Source organism: Caproiciproducens galactitolivorans (assembly GCF_029266045.1).
Taxonomy (GTDB): domain Bacteria; phylum Bacillota; class Clostridia; order Oscillospirales; family Acutalibacteraceae; genus Caproiciproducens; species Caproiciproducens galactitolivorans.
In genome coordinates this window covers 1-18,553 of sequence record NZ_JAJUFJ010000018.1, presented here as the reverse complement: position 1 = coordinate 18,553, position 18,553 = coordinate 1, and the positions used below count along the sequence as shown (strand labels likewise).

19 protein-coding genes and 7 tRNA genes are annotated in these 18,553 nt (G+C 50.3%); all 26 read right to left on the bottom strand.

What is annotated here, in order from left to right; genetic code table 11:
* Nucleotides 1-193 precede the first annotated feature (193 nt).
* Complete coding sequence (locus P9B68_RS11255) at nucleotides 194-1,396, bottom strand: phosphoenolpyruvate hydrolase family protein (protein WP_277669076.1); 1,203 nt, start codon at nucleotides 1,394-1,396, stop codon at nucleotides 194-196.
* Between the two features lie 310 nt (nucleotides 1,397-1,706).
* Complete coding sequence (locus P9B68_RS11250; RefSeq protein WP_135660156.1) at nucleotides 1,707-1,949, bottom strand: hypothetical protein; 243 nt, start codon at nucleotides 1,947-1,949, stop codon at nucleotides 1,707-1,709.
* Nucleotides 1,950-2,179: 230 nt separating this feature from the next.
* Nucleotides 2,180-2,265 (bottom strand) — tRNA-Tyr (locus P9B68_RS11245).
* 38 nt (nucleotides 2,266-2,303) lie between these two features.
* Nucleotides 2,304-2,379: transfer RNA gene (locus P9B68_RS11240), tRNA-Thr, on the bottom strand.
* A gap of 298 nt (nucleotides 2,380-2,677) precedes the next feature.
* Nucleotides 2,678-2,755 (bottom strand): hypothetical protein, encoded by a 78-nt coding sequence (locus tag P9B68_RS11750; RefSeq protein WP_407932304.1) that lies wholly within the window; start codon nucleotides 2,753-2,755, stop codon nucleotides 2,678-2,680.
* A 25-nt stretch (nucleotides 2,756-2,780) separates the two neighbouring features.
* The gene (locus tag P9B68_RS11235; RefSeq protein ID WP_277669075.1) at nucleotides 2,781-3,194 is read right to left on the bottom strand and encodes a hypothetical protein; all 414 of its coding nucleotides are present in this window, start codon (nucleotides 3,192-3,194) and stop codon (nucleotides 2,781-2,783) included.
* 319 nt (nucleotides 3,195-3,513) lie between these two features.
* Nucleotides 3,514-3,589, bottom strand: a tRNA-Lys gene (locus P9B68_RS11230).
* An 89-nt stretch (nucleotides 3,590-3,678) separates the two neighbouring features.
* A tRNA-Gln gene (locus tag P9B68_RS11225) sits at nucleotides 3,679-3,754 on the bottom strand.
* 45 nt (nucleotides 3,755-3,799) lie between these two features.
* Nucleotides 3,800-3,876: transfer RNA gene (locus P9B68_RS11220), tRNA-His, on the bottom strand.
* 7 nt (nucleotides 3,877-3,883) lie between these two features.
* Nucleotides 3,884-3,960, bottom strand: a tRNA-Arg gene (locus P9B68_RS11215).
* Nucleotides 3,961-3,967: 7 nt separating this feature from the next.
* Nucleotides 3,968-4,041, bottom strand: a tRNA-Gly gene (locus P9B68_RS11210).
* Between the two features lie 71 nt (nucleotides 4,042-4,112).
* Nucleotides 4,113-6,395, bottom strand: coding sequence for an ATP-dependent Clp protease ATP-binding subunit (locus P9B68_RS11205; RefSeq protein ID WP_135660149.1), 2,283 nt, complete (start codon nucleotides 6,393-6,395; stop codon nucleotides 4,113-4,115).
* 47 nt (nucleotides 6,396-6,442) lie between these two features.
* Entirely contained in the window at nucleotides 6,443-7,054 is a 612-nt protein-coding gene (locus tag P9B68_RS11200) for a CDP-alcohol phosphatidyltransferase family protein (RefSeq protein ID WP_135660147.1), read from the bottom strand.
* Between the two features lie 16 nt (nucleotides 7,055-7,070).
* Nucleotides 7,071-7,589, bottom strand: coding sequence for a CvpA family protein (locus P9B68_RS11195; RefSeq protein ID WP_167875208.1), 519 nt, complete (start codon nucleotides 7,587-7,589; stop codon nucleotides 7,071-7,073).
* Nucleotides 7,590-7,651: 62 nt separating this feature from the next.
* Nucleotides 7,652-8,890: a DUF5711 family protein gene (locus P9B68_RS11190; protein WP_277669074.1), complete on the bottom strand. Its 1,239-nt coding sequence runs from the start codon at nucleotides 8,888-8,890 to the stop codon at nucleotides 7,652-7,654.
* 2 nt (nucleotides 8,891-8,892) lie between these two features.
* Nucleotides 8,893-9,642 carry a tRNA pseudouridine(38-40) synthase TruA gene (gene truA / locus P9B68_RS11185; protein ID WP_135660140.1) on the bottom strand — a complete coding sequence of 250 codons (750 nt, stop codon included), beginning with the start codon at nucleotides 9,640-9,642 and terminating at the stop codon, nucleotides 8,893-8,895.
* Between the two features lie 90 nt (nucleotides 9,643-9,732).
* A complete protein-coding gene (locus P9B68_RS11180; RefSeq protein WP_135660138.1) occupies nucleotides 9,733-10,548 on the bottom strand; it encodes an energy-coupling factor transporter transmembrane component T family protein in 816 nt (271 codons plus the stop codon).
* Nucleotides 10,541-11,407, bottom strand: coding sequence for an energy-coupling factor transporter ATPase (locus tag P9B68_RS11175; protein ID WP_135660136.1), 867 nt, complete (start codon nucleotides 11,405-11,407; stop codon nucleotides 10,541-10,543). The genes P9B68_RS11180 and P9B68_RS11175 overlap by 8 nt, the downstream gene beginning before the upstream one ends.
* The gene (locus P9B68_RS11170) at nucleotides 11,394-12,269 is read right to left on the bottom strand and encodes an energy-coupling factor transporter ATPase (protein ID WP_277669073.1); all 876 of its coding nucleotides are present in this window, start codon (nucleotides 12,267-12,269) and stop codon (nucleotides 11,394-11,396) included. Before P9B68_RS11170 ends, P9B68_RS11175 begins: the two co-directional genes overlap by 14 nt.
* A 23-nt stretch (nucleotides 12,270-12,292) precedes the next feature.
* Complete coding sequence (locus P9B68_RS11165) at nucleotides 12,293-13,156, bottom strand: class I SAM-dependent methyltransferase (RefSeq protein ID WP_135660132.1); 864 nt, start codon at nucleotides 13,154-13,156, stop codon at nucleotides 12,293-12,295.
* 33 nt (nucleotides 13,157-13,189) lie between these two features.
* On the bottom strand, nucleotides 13,190-14,539 hold the full coding sequence (gene glmM, locus P9B68_RS11160) for a phosphoglucosamine mutase (protein ID WP_135660131.1): 1,350 nt from the start codon (nucleotides 14,537-14,539) through the stop codon (nucleotides 13,190-13,192).
* Nucleotides 14,540-14,623: 84 nt separating this feature from the next.
* Nucleotides 14,624-15,637, bottom strand: coding sequence for a Holliday junction branch migration DNA helicase RuvB (gene ruvB / locus P9B68_RS11155; protein ID WP_135660350.1), 1,014 nt, complete (start codon nucleotides 15,635-15,637; stop codon nucleotides 14,624-14,626).
* 94 nt (nucleotides 15,638-15,731) lie between these two features.
* The gene (ruvA, locus tag P9B68_RS11150) at nucleotides 15,732-16,334 is read right to left on the bottom strand and encodes a Holliday junction branch migration protein RuvA (protein WP_135660129.1); all 603 of its coding nucleotides are present in this window, start codon (nucleotides 16,332-16,334) and stop codon (nucleotides 15,732-15,734) included.
* 34 nt (nucleotides 16,335-16,368) lie between these two features.
* Nucleotides 16,369-16,884, bottom strand: a complete 516-nt coding sequence (gene ruvC / locus P9B68_RS11145) for a crossover junction endodeoxyribonuclease RuvC (RefSeq protein ID WP_135660127.1) — start codon at nucleotides 16,882-16,884, stop codon at nucleotides 16,369-16,371.
* Nucleotides 16,885-17,072: 188 nt separating this feature from the next.
* Nucleotides 17,073-17,513 carry a threonine/serine exporter family protein gene (locus tag P9B68_RS11140; RefSeq protein WP_135660125.1) on the bottom strand — a complete coding sequence of 147 codons (441 nt, stop codon included), beginning with the start codon at nucleotides 17,511-17,513 and terminating at the stop codon, nucleotides 17,073-17,075.
* Between the two features lie 3 nt (nucleotides 17,514-17,516).
* Nucleotides 17,517-18,281, bottom strand: coding sequence for a threonine/serine exporter family protein (locus P9B68_RS11135; protein ID WP_135660123.1), 765 nt, complete (start codon nucleotides 18,279-18,281; stop codon nucleotides 17,517-17,519).
* Between the last annotated feature and the right edge of the window lie 272 nt (nucleotides 18,282-18,553).

The following is an 18,553-nucleotide window of genomic DNA, read 5'->3' as shown; positions in this document are numbered from 1 at the left end:
TTGAAGATTGCTCATACTCACATTTCCACGTTGCCGCGGAAGATATGAGGCAATTCGATCAAATTGTTCTTTTGTTATTTCCATATAATTATTATACTATATTTTATACTTTAATGCAATAGTGTTAACAGACTCTAATTGTATATGTTGATTTAATATGTTCTTGTGTTTATTTAATTTTTGTTATATTTATTCAATTTTTTGTATCAACACTCGCCCGGTATGCAGTTGGTGTCATCTTTTTGTACTTCTTAAAGATTTTGGAAAATTGTATGTAGTCAGGATATCCGACCAGTTCGGCAATTTTGCTGACAGGCGTTCCTTTTTCCTTAAGAAACTCGCAAGCTTTATTCATTCTGTAACGGATTAAATACTCTGTAAAACTACAGCCTACTGTTTTTTTAAACTTAGCGCTGAGATACGGAATCGAGATATGGGTGGCTAAAGCCAACTCGCTTAAACAGATCGGCTTCCCGTAATTATTTTTAATGTAATCCTTAATAAATTCCACATAGTCGTAATCGTAAGCCTGACCGGCAAGGGCCTTAATGAGACTGTCCTCTTCTTTGGTGTTCTCCGAATATTTGAAGGATTTTGTGGTATTTATAATAGCTTTTTCCGCGGGAATACGTTCGAAGGAAGAACCGCCGATGAATCCTTGACATTCGGTATTGTCATAAATATATTTTGCATCCAAGGGAGACTTAATTGGGCCGCCATAGACCATTTTTACAACACTTGGGTTTATTCTGTCGCAGACATCGAACACTTGCTGCGCCAGCACTCTGCTCCTGTCTAAGGATTGAACCTTTTTCGCGCCCAAAATACCGCCGGCTGTGAGTCCTAAATGGACACAGATCACGTCTGCGCCCGCTTCTAACATTTGCTCTGCCTGCACTACATCGAAAACGAAGGCCAGCGTAAACATGTCCTGCTTGTGGGCAAGCTTGATGGCTTCTATCTCGAGAGAGTAAGAGAGACCTTCTTCTTCCAGCGCTTCACGAAATTGCCCGTCGATGAGTCCTATAGTAGGCCAATTGTTTATTCCATCGAAACCAGCGTTCTTGATTTGTGTTATGTAATTTTCCAAATTGATATTTGGGTCGGTGGCATTGATGCCAAAAAGGATGGGAGTCTTTGGCATGAGCGGCATAAGCTCCCTGGAAGCGAAATCCATAACAACCCAATTGCTGTTCGAATAACAAAGGTAACTGGCCAACGAAGCACGGCCGGTTTGCCGAAAGCGGCCTGCACTTAGTGCGAGAATGAGGTCTGCGCCACCCAGTACGCTGCACTTAGTAGTCATGCCGCTGCCTGCAGCCACCCCGATAATATGCCCATTCACCTGTATCTGTGCATTTAGTCTTTTTATGATCTCCTTCCGCTCGATTTGCATATCAGCACCTCCAGCACAATAAAGCCGCACAAAAATATTAGCTGTTTACAGAAAAATTTGTCTCTATTATAAAATTATATGTACTGTTTAATCAGATAAATATGTCATTATATATTATTTTTATGTTGTTTCTTAATCTATCTACAAAACGGTTTTTGCAAATGGGATTCGAAACATGCCGGATAAGCAAACCCTCCGTCCATTTGGCGATGCGGATTTGCTACAGCAATTATGCAGAAACAATTTCACCCAATCCATATTTTGTGAATTGGGTGAAATTTGAAGATTGAAAAGAAATTTAAATTGTCCTTTAGAACACCCCAAACTGCCTTGTAGAGTCGCCGCCCAGACGGATTCCGGTTTTTACATCAAGACGGACGGACACATGGGTGAGCAACTTGTTCTTGCTGTCATACACGTCATACATAATGTAAACCGTACCATTTTTTCTGCCGGTTATTTTATAATTTCCGTTTGCCTGCTTTGTCACGCTCGCAATATTGGGATTGGTGGAATAAACTTTTACCGAAGTTCCCCGGGGTTCCGCCGCCAACCGATTTCATAATTGCCGTTGATCGGCATGGTGTAGCTGTGGTATCAAGCAGAATGGAATCGCCCATGAGCCTGTATCATAGCGAACAGCATAGTGTAAGTGAGAATGAGTGACAGTACTTTTCCGGTAATCATTTTCATACCTTGGATTCTCCTTCGTATCGGATATTATTTCAATCTTTCAGCGCATAGCAAAACCCGCATGGTTATTAGACCATGCGGGTTTTCATCTGGTGGAGGAGGATGGATTCGGACCATCGAAGCTATAAAGCAACAGATTTACAGTCTGCCCCCTTTGGCCACTCGGGAACTCCTCCATATATGGAGTTTTGTTTCCAAAACTCCTTTTAACGCTTGGAGCTGGCAGACGGACTTGAACCCCCGACCTGCTGATTACAAATCAGCTGCTCTACCAACTGAGCTACGCCAGCATTTTCACAGCGCTTATGTATAATACCACGTTCTTTACCGAATGTCAAGACTTTTTAAGAAAACATGTCACAATGTATGAAACGGGGCGCGAACATGCGGAACGCAGAGCAAATATAAAAAATTTATGGGCAAAAAAAAAGCGAATGGTGAAAGCAAGAATGTGGTCTGAAGCATGATATCGCAAGGTGTTTAACATCTGTTTTAGCAAATTAAAAAATGCGCCTGCAACAGTTCTATTGGACTGTTCCCGATTGAACAGACAAAGAAATAAAAGCCCTGTCGCAGAATAGCTCAGATTTAGGCGGTCTTGCTCCGTATTTCGGACGGAGTGAGGCCGTTTTTCATGTTAATACGCTCATAATTGTAAAATTGCACATATTCAGCTACTGCCTGTTCAACTTCAGCGCAACTGGAAAACTTGGTACGGTATTTTTCGTGGCCTGCCTTTAGGAAGAGGTATATACCCGTTGGCAATCAAGCACGCCTTCCAATGTTGGCGGCTGACCAACTGTTTGATTTGATATTTTGTTAGTCCGTAGCTTTCTCGTATTTCTCGGTTCGTTTCTCCAGATGCCTTTCGACGGAATACTTCCTCGCTTAACATTTCTAATTTTGTATATTTTCTGGGCATAAAATTACCTCCTGTTGTACTTTCCATTCTACAACAGGAGGTCTCTTTTTTCACTGTCTGTTTTCTGGGGGATAGTCCATTTAATTTAAGGAGGTACTTTTCATCGTTTTCTTTCAGCTTCTTTTGCGAAAATGTTTCAATATTGTTGACAAAATCTCTGATGGCTTTATCCGTTATAAGCATGCGGAAAACTTTCGCCTGCCGGGACGGAAATTAGAAGAATCTATCCTGCAGCTTTCTGAGCTGGTACACCAAGGAAGAAGCATCCAAATCCACCATGTCGTAGGTGATGACTTCGCCCTTCTTGACATCCTGCCGATTGCTCTGTTGATATTGAACGTTATATCTTCCAACCAGCCGAAAAAAGCAAATGAAAAGATACCATAAAAGCGGTAGTAACCGACGATAAATCAGCACAAATCAGCATATATTTTGACAAAAAGAAAACCCACACAAATTACTGAAATGTTCAGCATTTATGCAGGTTTTCTCTGTTTTTGTTTGGTGAACCATCGGGGATTCGAACCCCGGACACCTTGATTAAAAGTCAAGTGCTCTACCGACTGAGCTAATGATTCATATCCAACTTATATATTATACCAGTTTTCGATACTGGTGTCAACAATTAATTTGCCTGTCCGCGTACAAAGCCCGCAGACAGGCGTTTTGGCTGGGCTGGCAGGATTTGAACCTACGGAATGACGGAGTCAAAGTCCGTTGCCTTACCCCTTGGCTACAGCCCAATATGAAGCGCGGAACTCTCAGCATGTCCGCGCCAAATTTTTATATGGGGTGGAAGATGGGATTCGAACCCACGGTCTCCAGTGCCACAAACTGGCGCTTTAACCAGCTAAGCTACATCCACCATCATATGGCGCGCCAAAAGGGACTCGAACCCCTGACCTACTGCTTAGAAGGCAGTTGCTCTATCCAGCTGAGCTATTGGCGCAAAGCCATGGAGCGAGTGATGGGAATCGAACCCACACAACCAGCTTGGAAGGCTGGAGTTCTACCACTGAACTACACTCGCATTTTAGCGACGGCTATTATTTTAGCATAGTTCAGTGGCAAATGTCAATACGAAATTCAATTTTCCTTCATTTATTTTAAAACATCCAGCCGAATTGCATTTGAATCATCCACGGTCACCGATATGCCGGTAATCGCATCTGCGTAATTCTCCACAATCAGGGAGGCGATTCGATCCTCCACTTCGCGGCGGATTAAATTGCGAAGATCCCTGGCGCCGCTCTTTTTGCCGAAAGCATGTTCCGCCAGCCACCGGGTCGCCCTGTCGTCATAAACCAAACGGATACCGCGTTCTTTCAGGGAATCCACATACTCATCCAGCATGAGATGGGAAATCTTCTCATAATCATTTACATCCAGCGTGCGGAATACGATGATTTCATCCACACGGCTCAAAAATTCGGGGCGCAAAAACTCCGACAGCGCCTTCAAAGCCTTTTCACGGGTAACATCGGATTCGTTTTTGGTAAATCCGAGCGTCCCTTCCTTTTTCTCGCTTCCCGCGTTGGAAGTCATCACAATTACCGTATTCTCAAAGTTCACGGAACGGCCGTGCGCGTCGGTAATATGGCCTTCATCGAGTATTTGCAGCAGAATGTTCATCACATCCGGGTGCGCTTTCTCGATTTCATCAAAGAGCAGGACGGAGTACGGGCGGCGGCGTACCTTTTCGGTAACCTGCCCGGCTTCGTCATAACCGACGTAACCCGGAGGAGAACCGATAATCCGGGAAACCGAATGCTTCTCCATGAATTCGGACATATCGAGCCGTATAAGCGTCTCTGGCGTGTCAAATAGCTCTTTGGAAAGCACTTTCACCAATTCGGTCTTTCCAATGCCTGTGGGGCCTACAAAAATAAAGGAGGCCGGCCTGCGGCGGGGGCTGATCTGCACCCTGCTGCGGCGGATCGCCGCGGCAACAGCCTTAACGGCTTCCTGCTGGCCGATAACCTTGGAATTGAGGACATCCTCAAGATCGGAAAGCTTTTTCAGCTCATTTTCCTGTATCTTACTGGCAGGAATACCCGTCCAAAGCTCAATCACCCGGGCGATATCCCTTTCCTCCACCTCTGCGCCAAGCGCTTTGGGGGCCAGTTCCTTTGTTTTTTCTTCAAGGCGGGAAATGTCCGTACGGATGACGGCCAATTTTTCGTAATCCGGCTGCACATCCTCCGCGGTCAATTCCTCTTCCTCTTCCCGCAACTTTTCCAGCTCGAAGTTCGCTGCGTCGTAATCCGCCATCGAAATATTGCGCAGGGCGGCACAGGCACAGGATTCGTCGAGAAGATCAATTGCCTTGTCGGGGAGAAAACGGTCGTTAATATATCGTTCGGAAAGGATAACCGCCTTGCGCGCAATTTGCTCCGACACGTGCACGCGGTGGTACGCTTCATAATAGGATTTGATCCCCATCAGCACGTCGACTGTCTCTTCAATGGATGGTTCGGCAATGGTTACCGGCTGGAAACGCCGTTCCAGAGCCGCGTCCTTTTCAATATATTTCCGGTACTCAACAAAAGTAGTTGCACCGATGACTTGAATTTCCCCTCTCGAAAGCGCGGGTTTCAGAATGTTGGCGGCGTTCATAGAGCCTTCCGCGTCGCCCGTACCGACAAGGTTGTGTACTTCATCGATAAAGAGGATAATATTGCCCTCGGCCTTTACCTCATCAACCAGCCCTTTAATCCGGCTTTCAAACTGACCGCGGAACTGTGTCCCGGCTACCAGAGCGGTCAAATCGAGCAGGTGGATTTCCTTCTTCATCAGCCTTGCGGGAACCATCCCGTTCGCAATCCGCAGGGCAAGGCCTTCCGCCACCGCGGTTTTACCGACACCCGGCTCGCCGATCAGGCAGGGGTTGTTTTTTGTACGGCGGCTTAAAATCTGAATCACGCGGGAAATTTCTTTCTCGCGCCCGATGATATTGTCAATTTCGCCGGCTTTCGCTTTCGCGGTCAGATTGGTGCAGTAAGCGGTCAGGTGCTTGCGCTTTGTCTTGCGCTTGTCTTTCTTTTCCCTTTTTTCTGTTTCATTGTCCTGTACCTTTTCAGGCGTATTTCCGCCGGTGGAAAAAATATTCTGCAAGAATGGAAAAGTCGCAGCGCCCCCTGGAATGAATCCATCGCTGCTGCCATCGTCCTCGTCATTCGGGTTGGAAGCCATCAGTTCGTTCAGCTCCGATTCCATCGCTTCCATCTGCTCCTCGGTAATCCCCATTTTTTCCATCAGGTCGTTTACGGGTTTAATTCCGAGCTCTTTTGCGCATACAAGGCAAAGCCCCTGGCTTTCCCTGGAGTTTACTGTCGGCGAAATAAAAACAACCGCCGGCCTTTTGTGGCATCTCGAACACATCATAGGAATAACTCACTTCTTCTCTTTCAAAAAATATATCGATAGGTCAGTTATTTGCGGAATGCTTTTTTATCCATTACCTCGTTGAAATCAATCGCGTCCTTCGGATCGTCGGAATGAAGGATCGACTGAAAAATTTTAAAGTACTGGATAAATGCGTATATCATAAATGCGGCTGTAATCGACAGCAAGGAAACGGTAACGGTCATATTTTCCATGTGCCAGATCCCCTTCATCGCGACAATAACAGCAAAGGAAATATAAAATAGAACCGTTGCAACCTTCCCGTACCATTTGGAACCGGTGGGCCTTTTTTTCTTTTTAATCAGAAGGCACGCCGCAAACACCATTAAAATCTCTTTTACGACGAAGATTCCCAGTAACGGAATAAGAACCGGCTGTTCAATCGCCAGACAGACCGCAACCGCTCCCTGCGTCAGCTTATCGGAAAGCGGATCCAGCATCTGCCCCAATTCCGTAAACTGATTGAATTTGCGGGCAATCAGGCCATCGAACATATCCGAAAGTCCGGATAAAATTAATACGACACCTGCGGGTATCAGCTCATCGCGCATAAAATAATAGACAAATGGAATGATAAGCAGAATGCGCAAAACCGACAGCCCGTTTGGTATATTAATATTCTTATTCCTGTTTTTCATTCACATTAACCTCATTCTAAATTTCCGCCTGATACAGCAAATATACCGGATTTATCGTATCCGCATACTTGTAAATACTTGACTGGCTGATATCCTTTTCATGAATCTGCGGGAATTTCGCCGAAATAAACGGAAGCACAAAGCGTAAAAGCGCACAAAGCACCAGCACAAGCAAAACGCCCTTGCAAAGGCCGAAAACACCACCAAGCAGAGAATTTATTGCGTGGAGCACCGGAAGCCTGCACACTGTGTCAAGTGCCCGGGCCGCCATTTGCACCAGAATCTGAAGGACAATGAAAACAACAAGTATTGATATCACCTTAACAAATGTGCGGTCAAGCGGAGTTACCGCCTGCTGTTTATTCAAATACCCGCAGACCACCGCGGTAACATAATCCGACAGCGCAAAAGAGGCGGCAATTGCAAAAAAATAGCCGACCAATTCTGCCAGAGAGCGCACCAGTCCTATTCGAAAACCCGATACAACCGAGCAAAGGGCTATCATGCAAAGCAAAATATCCAATACGGCGCCCATCTTTTCCTCCAAATGCATTGTTTCAAATTAATATAGCACAAATCAGAATTAAGCACAAGGACTCATTTTGCGCTGGCGTAACGAATCTCGGATACTCCCAGAATATAGACTGAAGTTTCGTTATGCAGGGAAATCGCCCTCGCGTCACTTCCGGCGGCACAGCTTCCGGCCGGTCTACCCGTTGAGGCGGAGTAAAACCGCACTTTCCCCTGTGAAAGAGCCGCCGCAGTATCACCGTAAAGGGACACCGACACCGGATCCTGTTCAAGCGTATTGTTTGCCGTTACGCTGCCAGAAGCGTTCAGCACGACCAGTCTTCCGCTTTGGGTGTTTCCGAAAGCAGAAAGTCCCAAGGCCGTCCGGCCGCTATCCATACAATATGCCTTTAACTGCATCCCTTGATAATCATAATCTGTTTTTGTACGGCTGCCAGCATCAATGACCGAAGTCAACCGGTCGCCGACAGCAGAAACGGTGTCTTTATCGCTCCATGAAATATCGAGCATCATATTTTCCGCATATGCGGCGACAGGCGTAACCGTCTTATTCTCGTTAAAGTCGAAAAGGTATACCGCGGAGTTCATCCCACCGTCCTTGGTGCCCACGGCGGCAACCGCGGCTTTCGTCCCGTCGTAGTTCAGCGCAACGGCGGCCGGGTAATAATCGGAAAACCAATAGCGGAACATTGCCTTGTTTTTTGTATTGTAGGCCGTCAAGCAGCCTAGGTAGCCGTCCGCTTCCGTAACCAACGCGTAGCGCCCATTTCCCGCAAGCGCCCCCGCCAGAATATTCTTCTGTGCCGTACTTTTCACAAGTGTGCCGCTCTGGCTTTCCAGCTGATATCCCTTTCCGCCGAGATTATAAATTAAAATACGGTTCCCGCTCACCTTCATCACGGGCTGTGAATAACTGTGCTGCCGGCTGCTGACTGCTTTCGCCGTGGAATTCAGCACAGTCAGCGCGGTATCGCTGAGAACATAGATTTCCTTGTTTACAGATTTAAAATTCCCAACGGCAACAGAATTGCCCACGATTTTCGACGGAAACCCGTCCCCGATGCCCATACCGACAACGCTGTCGTGCACCCAGTCCAGCACATTTTCAGGGGTCAGATTACTTCGGTTAAACCAAACGAGCATCGAAACTACGCAAAGAATCAGGATGACAATGATTTTATAGACCCAGCGCGGAATACGGGGCTCCCGGTGGCTGCGCCGGTTCCTTTTCCGCCTTTCTTTCTGAGGAAGATGTTTGGCTGTGTCTATCTCAACTGTATCGTAACGCCGTCCCGCGTCGCCCATGCTCACTTCACATCCTCATAATAAACATGATTTAAATACAGGCCGCAGGGCGGCGCGGTCGGCCCGGCTGCTTTGCGGTCTTTGGCTTCGATAATCCGGGGGATATCCTCCGGCTGAAGCTTGCCCTGCGCCACACGCAGAAGGGTTCCCACCATTATACGGACCATATTGTAAAGAAAACCGTCGGCAGCTACCGTAAAGGTAACCATGTCGCCTTCCCGCGCACACTCCGCTTTCGTAATCGTACGGACAAAATTCCCGCGTTCACGCGCGTCCATTGTGCAGAACGAGCTGAAATCATGCGCCCCCAAAAAGTGGGCAGCGGCTTTGTTAAGCTTGTCCAAGTCAAGCGCATACCAGTAATGCAGCGCACGGTGATTCAAAAAGGGGTTGCGTACAGGATTGTTCCAGATTTGGTAAACATATTCCTTGCCGATGCAGGAATAACGCGCGTGAAAGTCGGGCGAAACCTCCCGGCAGTCCAGCACCGCGATATCCTCGGGAAGGAAATGGTTCAGCGCGCCCAAAAGCCGCGCGCAGGGAATGGTATGCTCTGTTTTAAGGCTGACGCAGTATTCCCGGGCATGCACGAACGAATCCGTACGGCTGCAGCCCTTAATATCCGGTTTTTCATGAAGCACCCGGACAAGGGCTTCCTGAAATACCTGCTGAACGGAAACGGCGTTCTGCTGGATCTGCCAGCCGTGATAGCCCGAGCCGTCGTAACAAATGGTCAGCAGAAGGTTCCGCATAACACCGCTCCTCTCTGAAATTTTGTCCAGAACGCCATTCTACCGAAAAAACTGTTCCAGTATTTGAACAGATCTTAAATAAACCATAAATTAATGCAGAACCGCCGGAAAATACAGGTTGCAGGCAACAACCGCCGCACAGACAACCATTGAAACAACAACCGCCACCGCGTCCAACGACGTTGCATGCAGCACCTTCATTTTGGTTCGGCCCTCGCCGCCGTGGTAACACCGGCATTCCATGGCCATGGCAAGGTCATATGCCCGCCGGAACGACGAAACGAAAAGCGGAATCAAAATCGGGATGAGCGCCCGGATGCGCTGCATGAGCCCGCCGCTTTCCATGTCGGCGCCCCTTGCCTTCTGCGCACTCATGATTTTATCGGTTTCTTCCAGAAGGGTGGGTACAAAGCGCAGCGCAATCGTCATCATCATGGCGATTTCATGCACCTTGACGTGCAGCAACTTCAGCGGCTTCATAATCCGCTCCAGCGCGTCGGTTAGCTCGGTCGGGGACGTGGTAAACGTCAGGACGGAGCTAAACAGAATCAGGCTGATGATGCGGATGGTAACAAAGACCGCGTTGGCCACCCCGCCTGAGGTAATCTGGATACCCCCCCAGCTCCACAGCACGTTTCCGCTCCCGTAAAACAGGTTCAGGACGGAAGTAAAGATCACAACGAATAAAATCGCTTTCAAGCTCTTGAAATACTGGCTGAGCGGTACGCCAGACAAGAGAAGAATACCGAGAATCAGCACCGACATCGTCAGCAGCCCTTCGAAGTTTGAAGCGACAAAAATAAATACAATATAAACAAAGGTAATAATAATTTTCACACGCGGGTCAAGGCGGTGAATAAAAGATTTTCCCGGAATATATTGACCGAGCGTAATATCCCTAATCATGGTTCCGGTTCCCCTTTCCCAAAAGCGGTATCAATTCTTTTAAAGCCTGCTCGACCGTCAGGGCGGTTCCCACCGGGTACCCCTTCGCCTTCAGTACCGCCATGATTTTTGTTATCTGCGGTACGCGAAGCCCCATTTTTTCCAGCTCCCGGTCGCACGCGAACACGTTTTCAGTTGTATCAAACATCGCCGCATGGCCGGCATTCATCACAAGCACGCGATCCGCTGTGCGGGCGATATCTTCCATGCTGTGGGATACCAGCAGGATCGTATTGTGCCGCGTTTTATGATAGGTGACAATCTGGCTTAACAGCACGTCACGGCCGCGCGGGTCAAGCCCCGCCGTGGGCTCGTCCAGAATCAGGACATCCGGGTCCATGGCAATCACGCCGGCGATCGCCACGCGGCGCTTCTCCCCGCCCGAAAGCTCAAACGGGCTTTTTTCAAGCAGTTCCTCTTTTAGCCCGACAAATTCGGCGGCCGCGCGCGCCCGTTTCAGAATTTCGTCCTTGCCCAGCCCCATGTTTCCCGGACCGAACGCAATATCCTTCAGTACGGTTTCTTCAAAGAGCTGATGCTCCGGGTACTGGAACACCATCCCCACCTTGAAACGTACGCTGCGGATTTTCTTCGGATCCTCCCAGATGTCTTTCCCGTTCAGGAGCACCGTACCGCTTGTCGGGCGCAGAAGGCCGTTCAACTGTTGAATCAAAGTGGATTTTCCCGAACCGGTATGCCCGATAACGCCGATAAACTCACCTTGCTTAATTGCGATATTTATATTTTCAACCGCAGTTTTCTGGAACGGCGTTCCCTGTCCGTAGGTATAGGTTAAATTCTTTGTTTCAATGATCGCCATAAGCTTCTCCTACTGTAGCTTTCTTTAAAAGCGGTTCCAGCGCCGCGACACATTCCTCAATCGTCAGCGGACAACCCGGCAAATCAAATCCGACCGCCTTTAAACGATAAGCCAGTTCCGTTACCTGCGGTACATCCATCTGATGCTTTTTCAGCAGTTCCACCTGTGAAAACACCTCTTGGGGGGATCCTTCTGTGAGGATGCGGCCGCTGTCCATCACGATAACCCGGCCGGCCTGTACGGCCTCGTCCATATAATGCGTAATTAAAACAATGGTAATTCCTTTTTCCCTGTTCAGCTTGTGGAGCGTGTCTAGAACTTCCGTACGCCCGCGCGGGTCAAGCATGGCGGTAGGCTCGTCCAGCACGATGCAGTCCGGCTGCATGGCGATGATGCCCGCGATGGCAATACGCTGTTTCTGGCCGCCGGACAGCTTGTACGGCGCGTTCAGCCGGAAATCGTACATTTCCACCGCTTTCAAGGCTTCGTCCACCCTGCGGCGGATTTCCTCCGGAGGAACGCCCAGGTTTTCGGGCCCAAAGGCCACGTCCTCCTCAACCACGCTCGCAACAAGCTGATTGTCCGGATTCTGTAACACAAGGCCGACGCGGCGGCGGATTTCATAAAGGACACTTTCGTCCTGCGTATCCATTTTATCAACATATACCTTTCCGCCGCTCGGCAACAGCATGGCGTTAAAGGTTTTCGCGATTGTGGATTTTCCCGAACCGTTATGCCCTAAAAGCGCTACGAATTCGCCCTTGCGGATTCCCAGCGAAACGCCGCGGAGCACCTCGTGGCGCTCGGCGGCTTCCGGTTCGTCATAGCTGAAAGTGATATTTTCCGCATTGATATAATCCATTCCAAATCCTACCTGTTTCTCGTTTATCGGCTCTCCCAGATCGCGGTGCTTCCGCAGGGAAGAACCAGCCCGCTCCGGGTAACCGGCAGTCCGATTTCGTCCGACGAAATCCGGCCTCCGAATTTTTTCTGAATCAGCACGCCCAGAAGGTATTCCATAACCGCCGGGGACAGCCCCGTCGTATAGGAGTTTAAAAGGAAGAACAGCGGATGTTCCGAAAGGATCGGAACGCATAGCTCCACCAGCGAGTAAAGCTGTTCCTCCAGCTTCCACACTTCGCCGTTCGGGCCGCGCCCGTAGGAGGGCGGATCCATAATAATGCCGTCGTACGTATTTCCTCGCCGGTGCTCCCTCTGCACAAATTTAACGCAGTCGTCAACCAGCCAGCGCACAGGGCAGTCGGAAAGGCCGGAAGCGGCGGCGTTCTCCTTCGCCCAGGCAACCATTCCTTTGGACGCGTCCACATGGCAGACCGACGCCCCCGCCTTTAAGCAGGCAAGGGTTGCCGCACCGGTGTAGCCGAACAAGTTCAGTACTTTTACCGGACGGTTGGCGCTTTGGATTTTCTTCATTACAAAATCCCAGTTCACGGCCTGCTCCGGAAAAATGCCCGTATGCTTAAAGCCCATGGTCTTGAGCTGGAACGTCAGCTCGCCGTACTGGATTTTCCACATTGGCGGTACTTTTTTCATTTCCTGCCAGCTTCCGCCACCGGTGGACGAGCGGTTGTACCGGGCGTTTGCCCCGCGCCACAGCGGGTCGTCCTTCGGCGTATTCCAGATAATCTGCGGGTCGGGCCGGATGAGGATGACATTTCCCCACCGTTCCAGCCTTTCGCCCGCGGATGTGTCGATCAGTTCATAATCCTTCCAGTTTGCAGTTCTCAATTTGATACCTACTTTTTCTTTGATTCCGCCTTATTACGCCAGTCTTTCCCGAATCACGTCGGCTACGGAATTCGCCAGCGCACTAATATAATCCGGATCCTCGCCCTCGATCATAACGCGGAGCAGCGGTTCCGTTCCGGAGGGGCGCACGACGACGCGGCCGTTTTCGCCCAGCTTCTTCTTTGCTTTATCGATCGATTCCTTTACCTTATCATCAGTATAGAAACGAAGCTTGCCCTCCGCGCTGACGCCTACATTGACCATAACCTGCGGGTAGCGCGTCATCAGGGTGGCAAGGCTCGAAAGCTTCGCCCCCCTGCGGTGTACGATGCTCAAAAGTTGCGCGGCGGTCAATTCTCCGTCGCCCGTTGTCGCAAAATCAAGGAAGATGATATGCCCGCTCTGTTCGCCGCCAAAGTTGTAGCCTTCGAGAAGCATTTCCTCCAGCACGTAACGGTCGCCGACCTTTGTGGCGGAAAATTTCAAGCCGTTGTCGTCGCAAAAGCGGTTAAAGCCCATATTTGTCATGATTGTGCCGACCACGGTGTTTTTATTCAGCTTGCCGCGGCTTTTCAGATCCGCGGCACAGATTGCCATCAGATAATCGCCGTCCACCAGCTGGCCCTTTTCATCGACCGCAAGGCAGCGATCCGCGTCACCGTCAAACGCAACGCCCGCGTCCAGATGATTTTCCTTTACAAAGGTCATCAGGCTTTCGATATGGGTGGAGCCGCAGTTTTCATTCACATTTACTCCGTTCGGCTGGTTCGCCAGCATATGGCATTCGGCGCCCAGCTCGGTAAACAGCAGTTCCGCCGTACGGCTTGCGGAACCGTTTGCGCAATCAATGCCGATTTTCATGCCGTCCAGCGCAAAGGGGACGGTACTTTTAATATGATCTACATAATCGCGCACGGTATTCTCCGCCACCGACACGCTACCGATATCGCCGCCGATCGGGCAGGCCGGCTTCTGCGCATGGTCGAGCACGATCGCTTCGATCTGCTCCTCCAGCGCGTCCGGAAGCTTGTAGCCGTCGCCACTGAAAATTTTAATCCCGTTAAATTCACAGGGGTTATGGCTGGCGGTTAACATTACGCCCGCGTCCGCCTTGTATTTTCCAACCAGATAAGCGACCGCCGGGGTTGGGACAACGCCGAGCTGCACAACATTTGCGCCGACGGAGCAAAGCCCCGCGGTTATGGCGCTTTCCAACATATCGGAAGAAAGGCGCGTATCCTTTCCGATCAGGATCTTGGGGTGGCGGCGGTTGTTATCGGTCAGCACCATAGCGGCCGCGCGGCCGATGTTCATCGCCATTTCGCAGGTCAGCTCGCTGTTTGCAATTCCTCTGACGCCGTCTGTACCAAAAAGTCTTCCCATACTATGAACAACTCCCATTATTGATAAATATAAATTTGAAAGCGGCAACTTTTTCCGCCGCCGGGAACCAGTATTTTCTATGGATTAGAACAGCTTCTGCTGACCATCCTCACAGGAAGCCGGGGTTAACCCCAAATGCAGATACGCCGCTTGCGTGGCACATCGGCCGCGCGGGGTCCGGTTTAAAAATCCAATTTGCATCAGATAGGGTTCGTAGATATCCTCAAGGGTAACAGCTTCTTCGCCGATCGCAGCCGCAAGGGTTTCCAGCCCGACCGGGCCGCCCTTGTAAAATTTAATCAGCGCGTTCAGCATGCGCCGGTCGTTCGCATCCAGGCCGATTTCGTCAATCTCCAACCGGTCCAAGCCCTCTTTCGCGGACTCATACGTAATGACGCCGCCGCTGATAACCTGTGCAAAATCGCGCACGCGCTTCAAAAGCCGGTTGGCAATACGCGGCGTGCCGCGCGAACGCGAAGCAATTTCTAGAGCGCCGTCCGGTTCAATAGGGATATCCAGAATACTTGCGCTCCGGGTAACAATCTGCGCCAGCTCCTGCGGGGAATACATCTCAAGCCGGAGCACAACGCCGAAGCGGTCGCGCAAAGGCGCGGAAAGCTGCCCGGCGCGGGTGGTCGCACCGACCAGCGTAAACTTTGGAAGCGGCAGATGATAAGAAGCCGCCATCTGCCCCTTCCCAGTAATAATATCTAGTGCGTAGTCCTCCATCGCAGGGTAAAGGATTTCCTCCACGCTCCGCGACAGGCGGTGCACTTCGTCGATAAACAGAACATCGCCCGGGTTCAGGTTCGTTAACAAGGCAGCCAGATCCCCCGGCTTTTCAATTGCAGGTCCGGACGTAATGCGAAGGTTCACATTCAGCTCGTTTGCGATAATCCCCGCAAGAGTGGTCTTTCCCAGTCCCGGCGGGCCGTAAAGCAGCACGTGATCCAGCGATTCTTTCCGCTGCTTTGCCGCTTCAATAAAGATCGCAAGGTTTTCCTTCACCTTTTGCTGCCCGATATATTCTGAAAGCACCTTCGGGCGCAGAGGGTTTTCAACCTCGGCGTCCTCGGGAACGTACTCCGGCGCAACCATCCGGTTTTCAAAATCGTAATCACTTGTGTTTTCATCGTAATTCAATTTCCGGTTCTCCCTCCTTGAAAAAGGGGATTCCCTCTTTGATCATTCTTTATTTCATGCCGCCGCCCATTGCTTTCAGCGACAGGCGGATCAGTTCCTCCACGGGAAGAGCCGAATCAAATCCCGCCACCACCGCAGCGGCCTCTGTGGGCGAATAGCCAAGCACCGTCAGCGCATTCACCGCCGCATCCGCGTTTGCCGCGGCGGAAACCGGGCCCGCAGGTGCAAAACCGGCCGACCCCGTCTGCAAACCTTTCACTTTATCCTTCAGTTCAAGGGCAATGCGCTGCGCCAGTTTTGGTCCCACGCCGTTTGCGCGGGTAAGTGCCTTGCTGTCCCCGGTCGCCACCGCCGCAGCGACCTGTTCCGGAGTCAGTTCGGAAAGAATTGCCAAACCAACCTTCGGCCCTACGCCGCTCACTCCCGTAAGCATTTTAAAGCAGTTAAGCTCCCTCAGCGTTGCAAAGCCAAACAAATCCAGCGCATCCTCGCGCACATTCAAGTGCGTGTACAGCAGAACCTGCTCCCCGATTTTGGGCAGCGCGCGCTGGGTGCTGAGCGATGTCAGGCATTTAAACCCGATCCCGCCGCACTCTACCACGGCAACACCGGGTTCCATATGCGTTAAAATTCCTTTTATACTGTAAAACATCTTTTCTCCCGTAACCGGCCCATCCGGTCTTTTCTTATTTAAAACAGTCCGTACGTTTCAGAAGGTTTCGCCTTAAAGCCGAACCGGCCGCCTGACCGTGGCAGATCGCCATGGCAAGCGCGTCCGCGGTATCGTCCGGTTTCGGCATTTCCTTCAGGCACAGAAGCCTGCGCGTCATTTCCATTACCTGCGGTTTCAGAGCCTGCCCGTAGCCGGTAACGGCCATTTTTACCTGTAAGGGCGTATATTCAAAGACTTCAATTCCGGCTTTCTGCGCCGCTAAAAGGATAACACCCCTTGCTTCCGCAACCCCGATCGCCGTTTTCTGGTTGTTTTGGAAGTACAGCTTTTCAATCGCTGCGGCCTCCGGTTTCCATTGGTTCATCACCTTCGTGAGCGAATCATAAATCACCTCAAGCCGGCGGTTAAAATCCTCGCCCGCCTTTGTAACAACCGCACCATGCTCCAGCGGCTGATAGCGCCCGCGCTGTGCGCGGATAACGCCGTAGCCCACAATCGCATAGCCGGGATCAATTCCGAGTATGACCATTTGAAAACGCTCCTATATCCGGCTCTTTTTTCTGCCGCCAAAGCTCTGCCCTTCCTGCGGCTTGCTTTCATAATATCCGTTTTATTATAGCACATACCCGGGCATTAGGGAATAGCGGCCTTCCATTTTACACCTGTGAAGACATCGTAAAATCGTCAAAGTTTACTATGAAAGTACATAATTTTTTATTATATTTTCCTTCCCTGCGTAACGATGTGCCAGAGCCGCACAAGGGACGAAACAAGAAGCGTTCCCACAGCGAGCGCCCCGGCAATGCCCAATGTATGGATTCCCGTTTCAATAAACATTTCATTGTTCCCGATTACGCAGTATTCCATAGTGTAATAGATGCCGCCGCCGGGAACCATGGGTAGCATGGCCGCAAGCAGGAAGCCCGTAACCGGCATTTTAAATAGCCGCGCCATAATCTCCGAATAAACGGAGATGGCGATGGTTGCGACAAAATACTGCATAATATCATTCTGAAGGGGATTGCTGAAAAGGTAGAAAAACCAACCGATCCCACCGCCGAGCGAGGCGAAAAGCAATGTTTTTCCACGCAGGTTCATAACCGCCCCAAAGGGGATACAGGCGAGAAAAGCCCAAATGCAGGGGATAAAATCCGTCATTTCTCACACCCCCCAAATCATGCGCGACAAAGTCAGCGCGATACCCGCCCCAATGGCAATCGCCGTAGCCACCAGCATGCTCTCGGTAAAGCGGATCAGCCCCGCCATCAGGTCCCCGGCGATAATGTCGCGCATGAAACTGGTGATAGCAATGCCGGGAACCAGGTTCATCAAGGCGCCGATAATCACCTTATCAATATTCAGTGCCATGTCGAACTGCGCGGCATACATAACCAGCGCGGCAGCGGCAAAGCTGGAAACCATGTTCACAAAAAAAGGATTGGCGTCGAACTTATTCATAAAATGGCAGACGATTTTGATTACCGCGCCGCAAAACATAGAGCAGAATGCGTCTGAAAAATTACCGCCGAAAAAAAGCGTAAAGAAAAATGCGACCAGCGCGAACATGACAATTTGGAACCCCAGCCCGTAAACAGGCCGGTGCTCAATCTGGGCCAATTCACGGCGAACCGTCTTAAAATCGGGCCGCTCGCTGCAAATGCGGCGGCAAAGGGCATTGCCCCTTTCCACACGGTCAAGGTTGGTGCTGCGGACAGGAATCCGGCGGATCAGGGTAACTGGCCTGCCCTCGGGTGTAACAATAGTAACGTTAATACAGGTGGGAATCGCGAAAATTTCACCCGTATTCACCCCATAGGCACGAAAAATACGCTGCATGGACTCCTCTACGCGATAGATTTCCGCTCCGTTTGAAAGCAGAAGGCTGCCCACGTCGGTGGTCAGCGTAATCAGCTCGTCGTAATTCATTCGCAACACCCTTTTATCCTTCTGAACTTTGCCTTATTCTATCATATTTTCAAATCGCAAACAATATGAAGGGCGGCCGGAATTTCCGGCCGCCCCTTATTAAAGGAAATGCTTATTTTTTGAGAAATTTCTTTACTGCCTCCGCAATATGGCGGGTGCTGAGCCCGAACTCGTCGAGGAGATCCGCCGCCGGGCCGGAATGGCCGTACACATCGTTCACGCCGAGCTTCATGACCGGGATCGGGTATTCCTCGGCCACCACGCTGCAAACC

Bases quoted from the DNA above. Each gene is read 5' to 3' on its own strand.
- P9B68_RS11135 (WP_135660123.1), bottom strand. From the start codon at position 18,281: ATGAATTACGACGAGCTGATTACGCTGACCACCGACGTGGGCAGCCTT.
- P9B68_RS11255 (WP_277669076.1), bottom strand. From the start codon at position 1,396: ATGCAAATCGAGCGGAAGGAGATCATAAAAAGACTAAATGCACAGATA.
- P9B68_RS11200 (WP_135660147.1), bottom strand. From the start codon at position 7,054: ATGAAAAACAGGAATAAGAATATTAATATACCAAACGGGCTGTCGGTT.
- P9B68_RS11175 (WP_135660136.1), bottom strand. From the start codon at position 11,407: ATGGCGATCATTGAAACAAAGAATTTAACCTATACCTACGGACAGGGA.
- P9B68_RS11205 (WP_135660149.1), bottom strand. From the start codon at position 6,395: ATGATGTGTTCGAGATGCCACAAAAGGCCGGCGGTTGTTTTTATTTCG.
- P9B68_RS11195 (WP_167875208.1), bottom strand. From the start codon at position 7,589: ATGGGCGCCGTATTGGATATTTTGCTTTGCATGATAGCCCTTTGCTCG.
- P9B68_RS11190 (WP_277669074.1), bottom strand. From the start codon at position 8,890: ATGGGCGACGCGGGACGGCGTTACGATACAGTTGAGATAGACACAGCC.
- P9B68_RS11235 (WP_277669075.1), bottom strand. From the start codon at position 3,194: ATGCTTATAACGGATAAAGCCATCAGAGATTTTGTCAACAATATTGAA.
- P9B68_RS11140 (WP_135660125.1), bottom strand. From the start codon at position 17,513: ATGACGGATTTTATCCCCTGCATTTGGGCTTTTCTCGCCTGTATCCCC.
- ruvB (WP_135660350.1), bottom strand. From the start codon at position 15,637: ATGGTTGCGCCGGAGTACGTTCCCGAGGACGCCGAGGTTGAAAACCCT.
- ruvA (WP_135660129.1), bottom strand. From the start codon at position 16,334: ATGTTTTACAGTATAAAAGGAATTTTAACGCATATGGAACCCGGTGTT.
- P9B68_RS11180 (WP_135660138.1), bottom strand. From the start codon at position 10,548: ATGATTAGGGATATTACGCTCGGTCAATATATTCCGGGAAAATCTTTT.
- truA (WP_135660140.1), bottom strand. From the start codon at position 9,642: ATGCGGAACCTTCTGCTGACCATTTGTTACGACGGCTCGGGCTATCAC.
- P9B68_RS11170 (WP_277669073.1), bottom strand. From the start codon at position 12,269: ATGGATTATATCAATGCGGAAAATATCACTTTCAGCTATGACGAACCG.
- ruvC (WP_135660127.1), bottom strand. From the start codon at position 16,884: ATGGTCATACTCGGAATTGATCCCGGCTATGCGATTGTGGGCTACGGC.
- glmM (WP_135660131.1), bottom strand. From the start codon at position 14,539: ATGGGAAGACTTTTTGGTACAGACGGCGTCAGAGGAATTGCAAACAGC.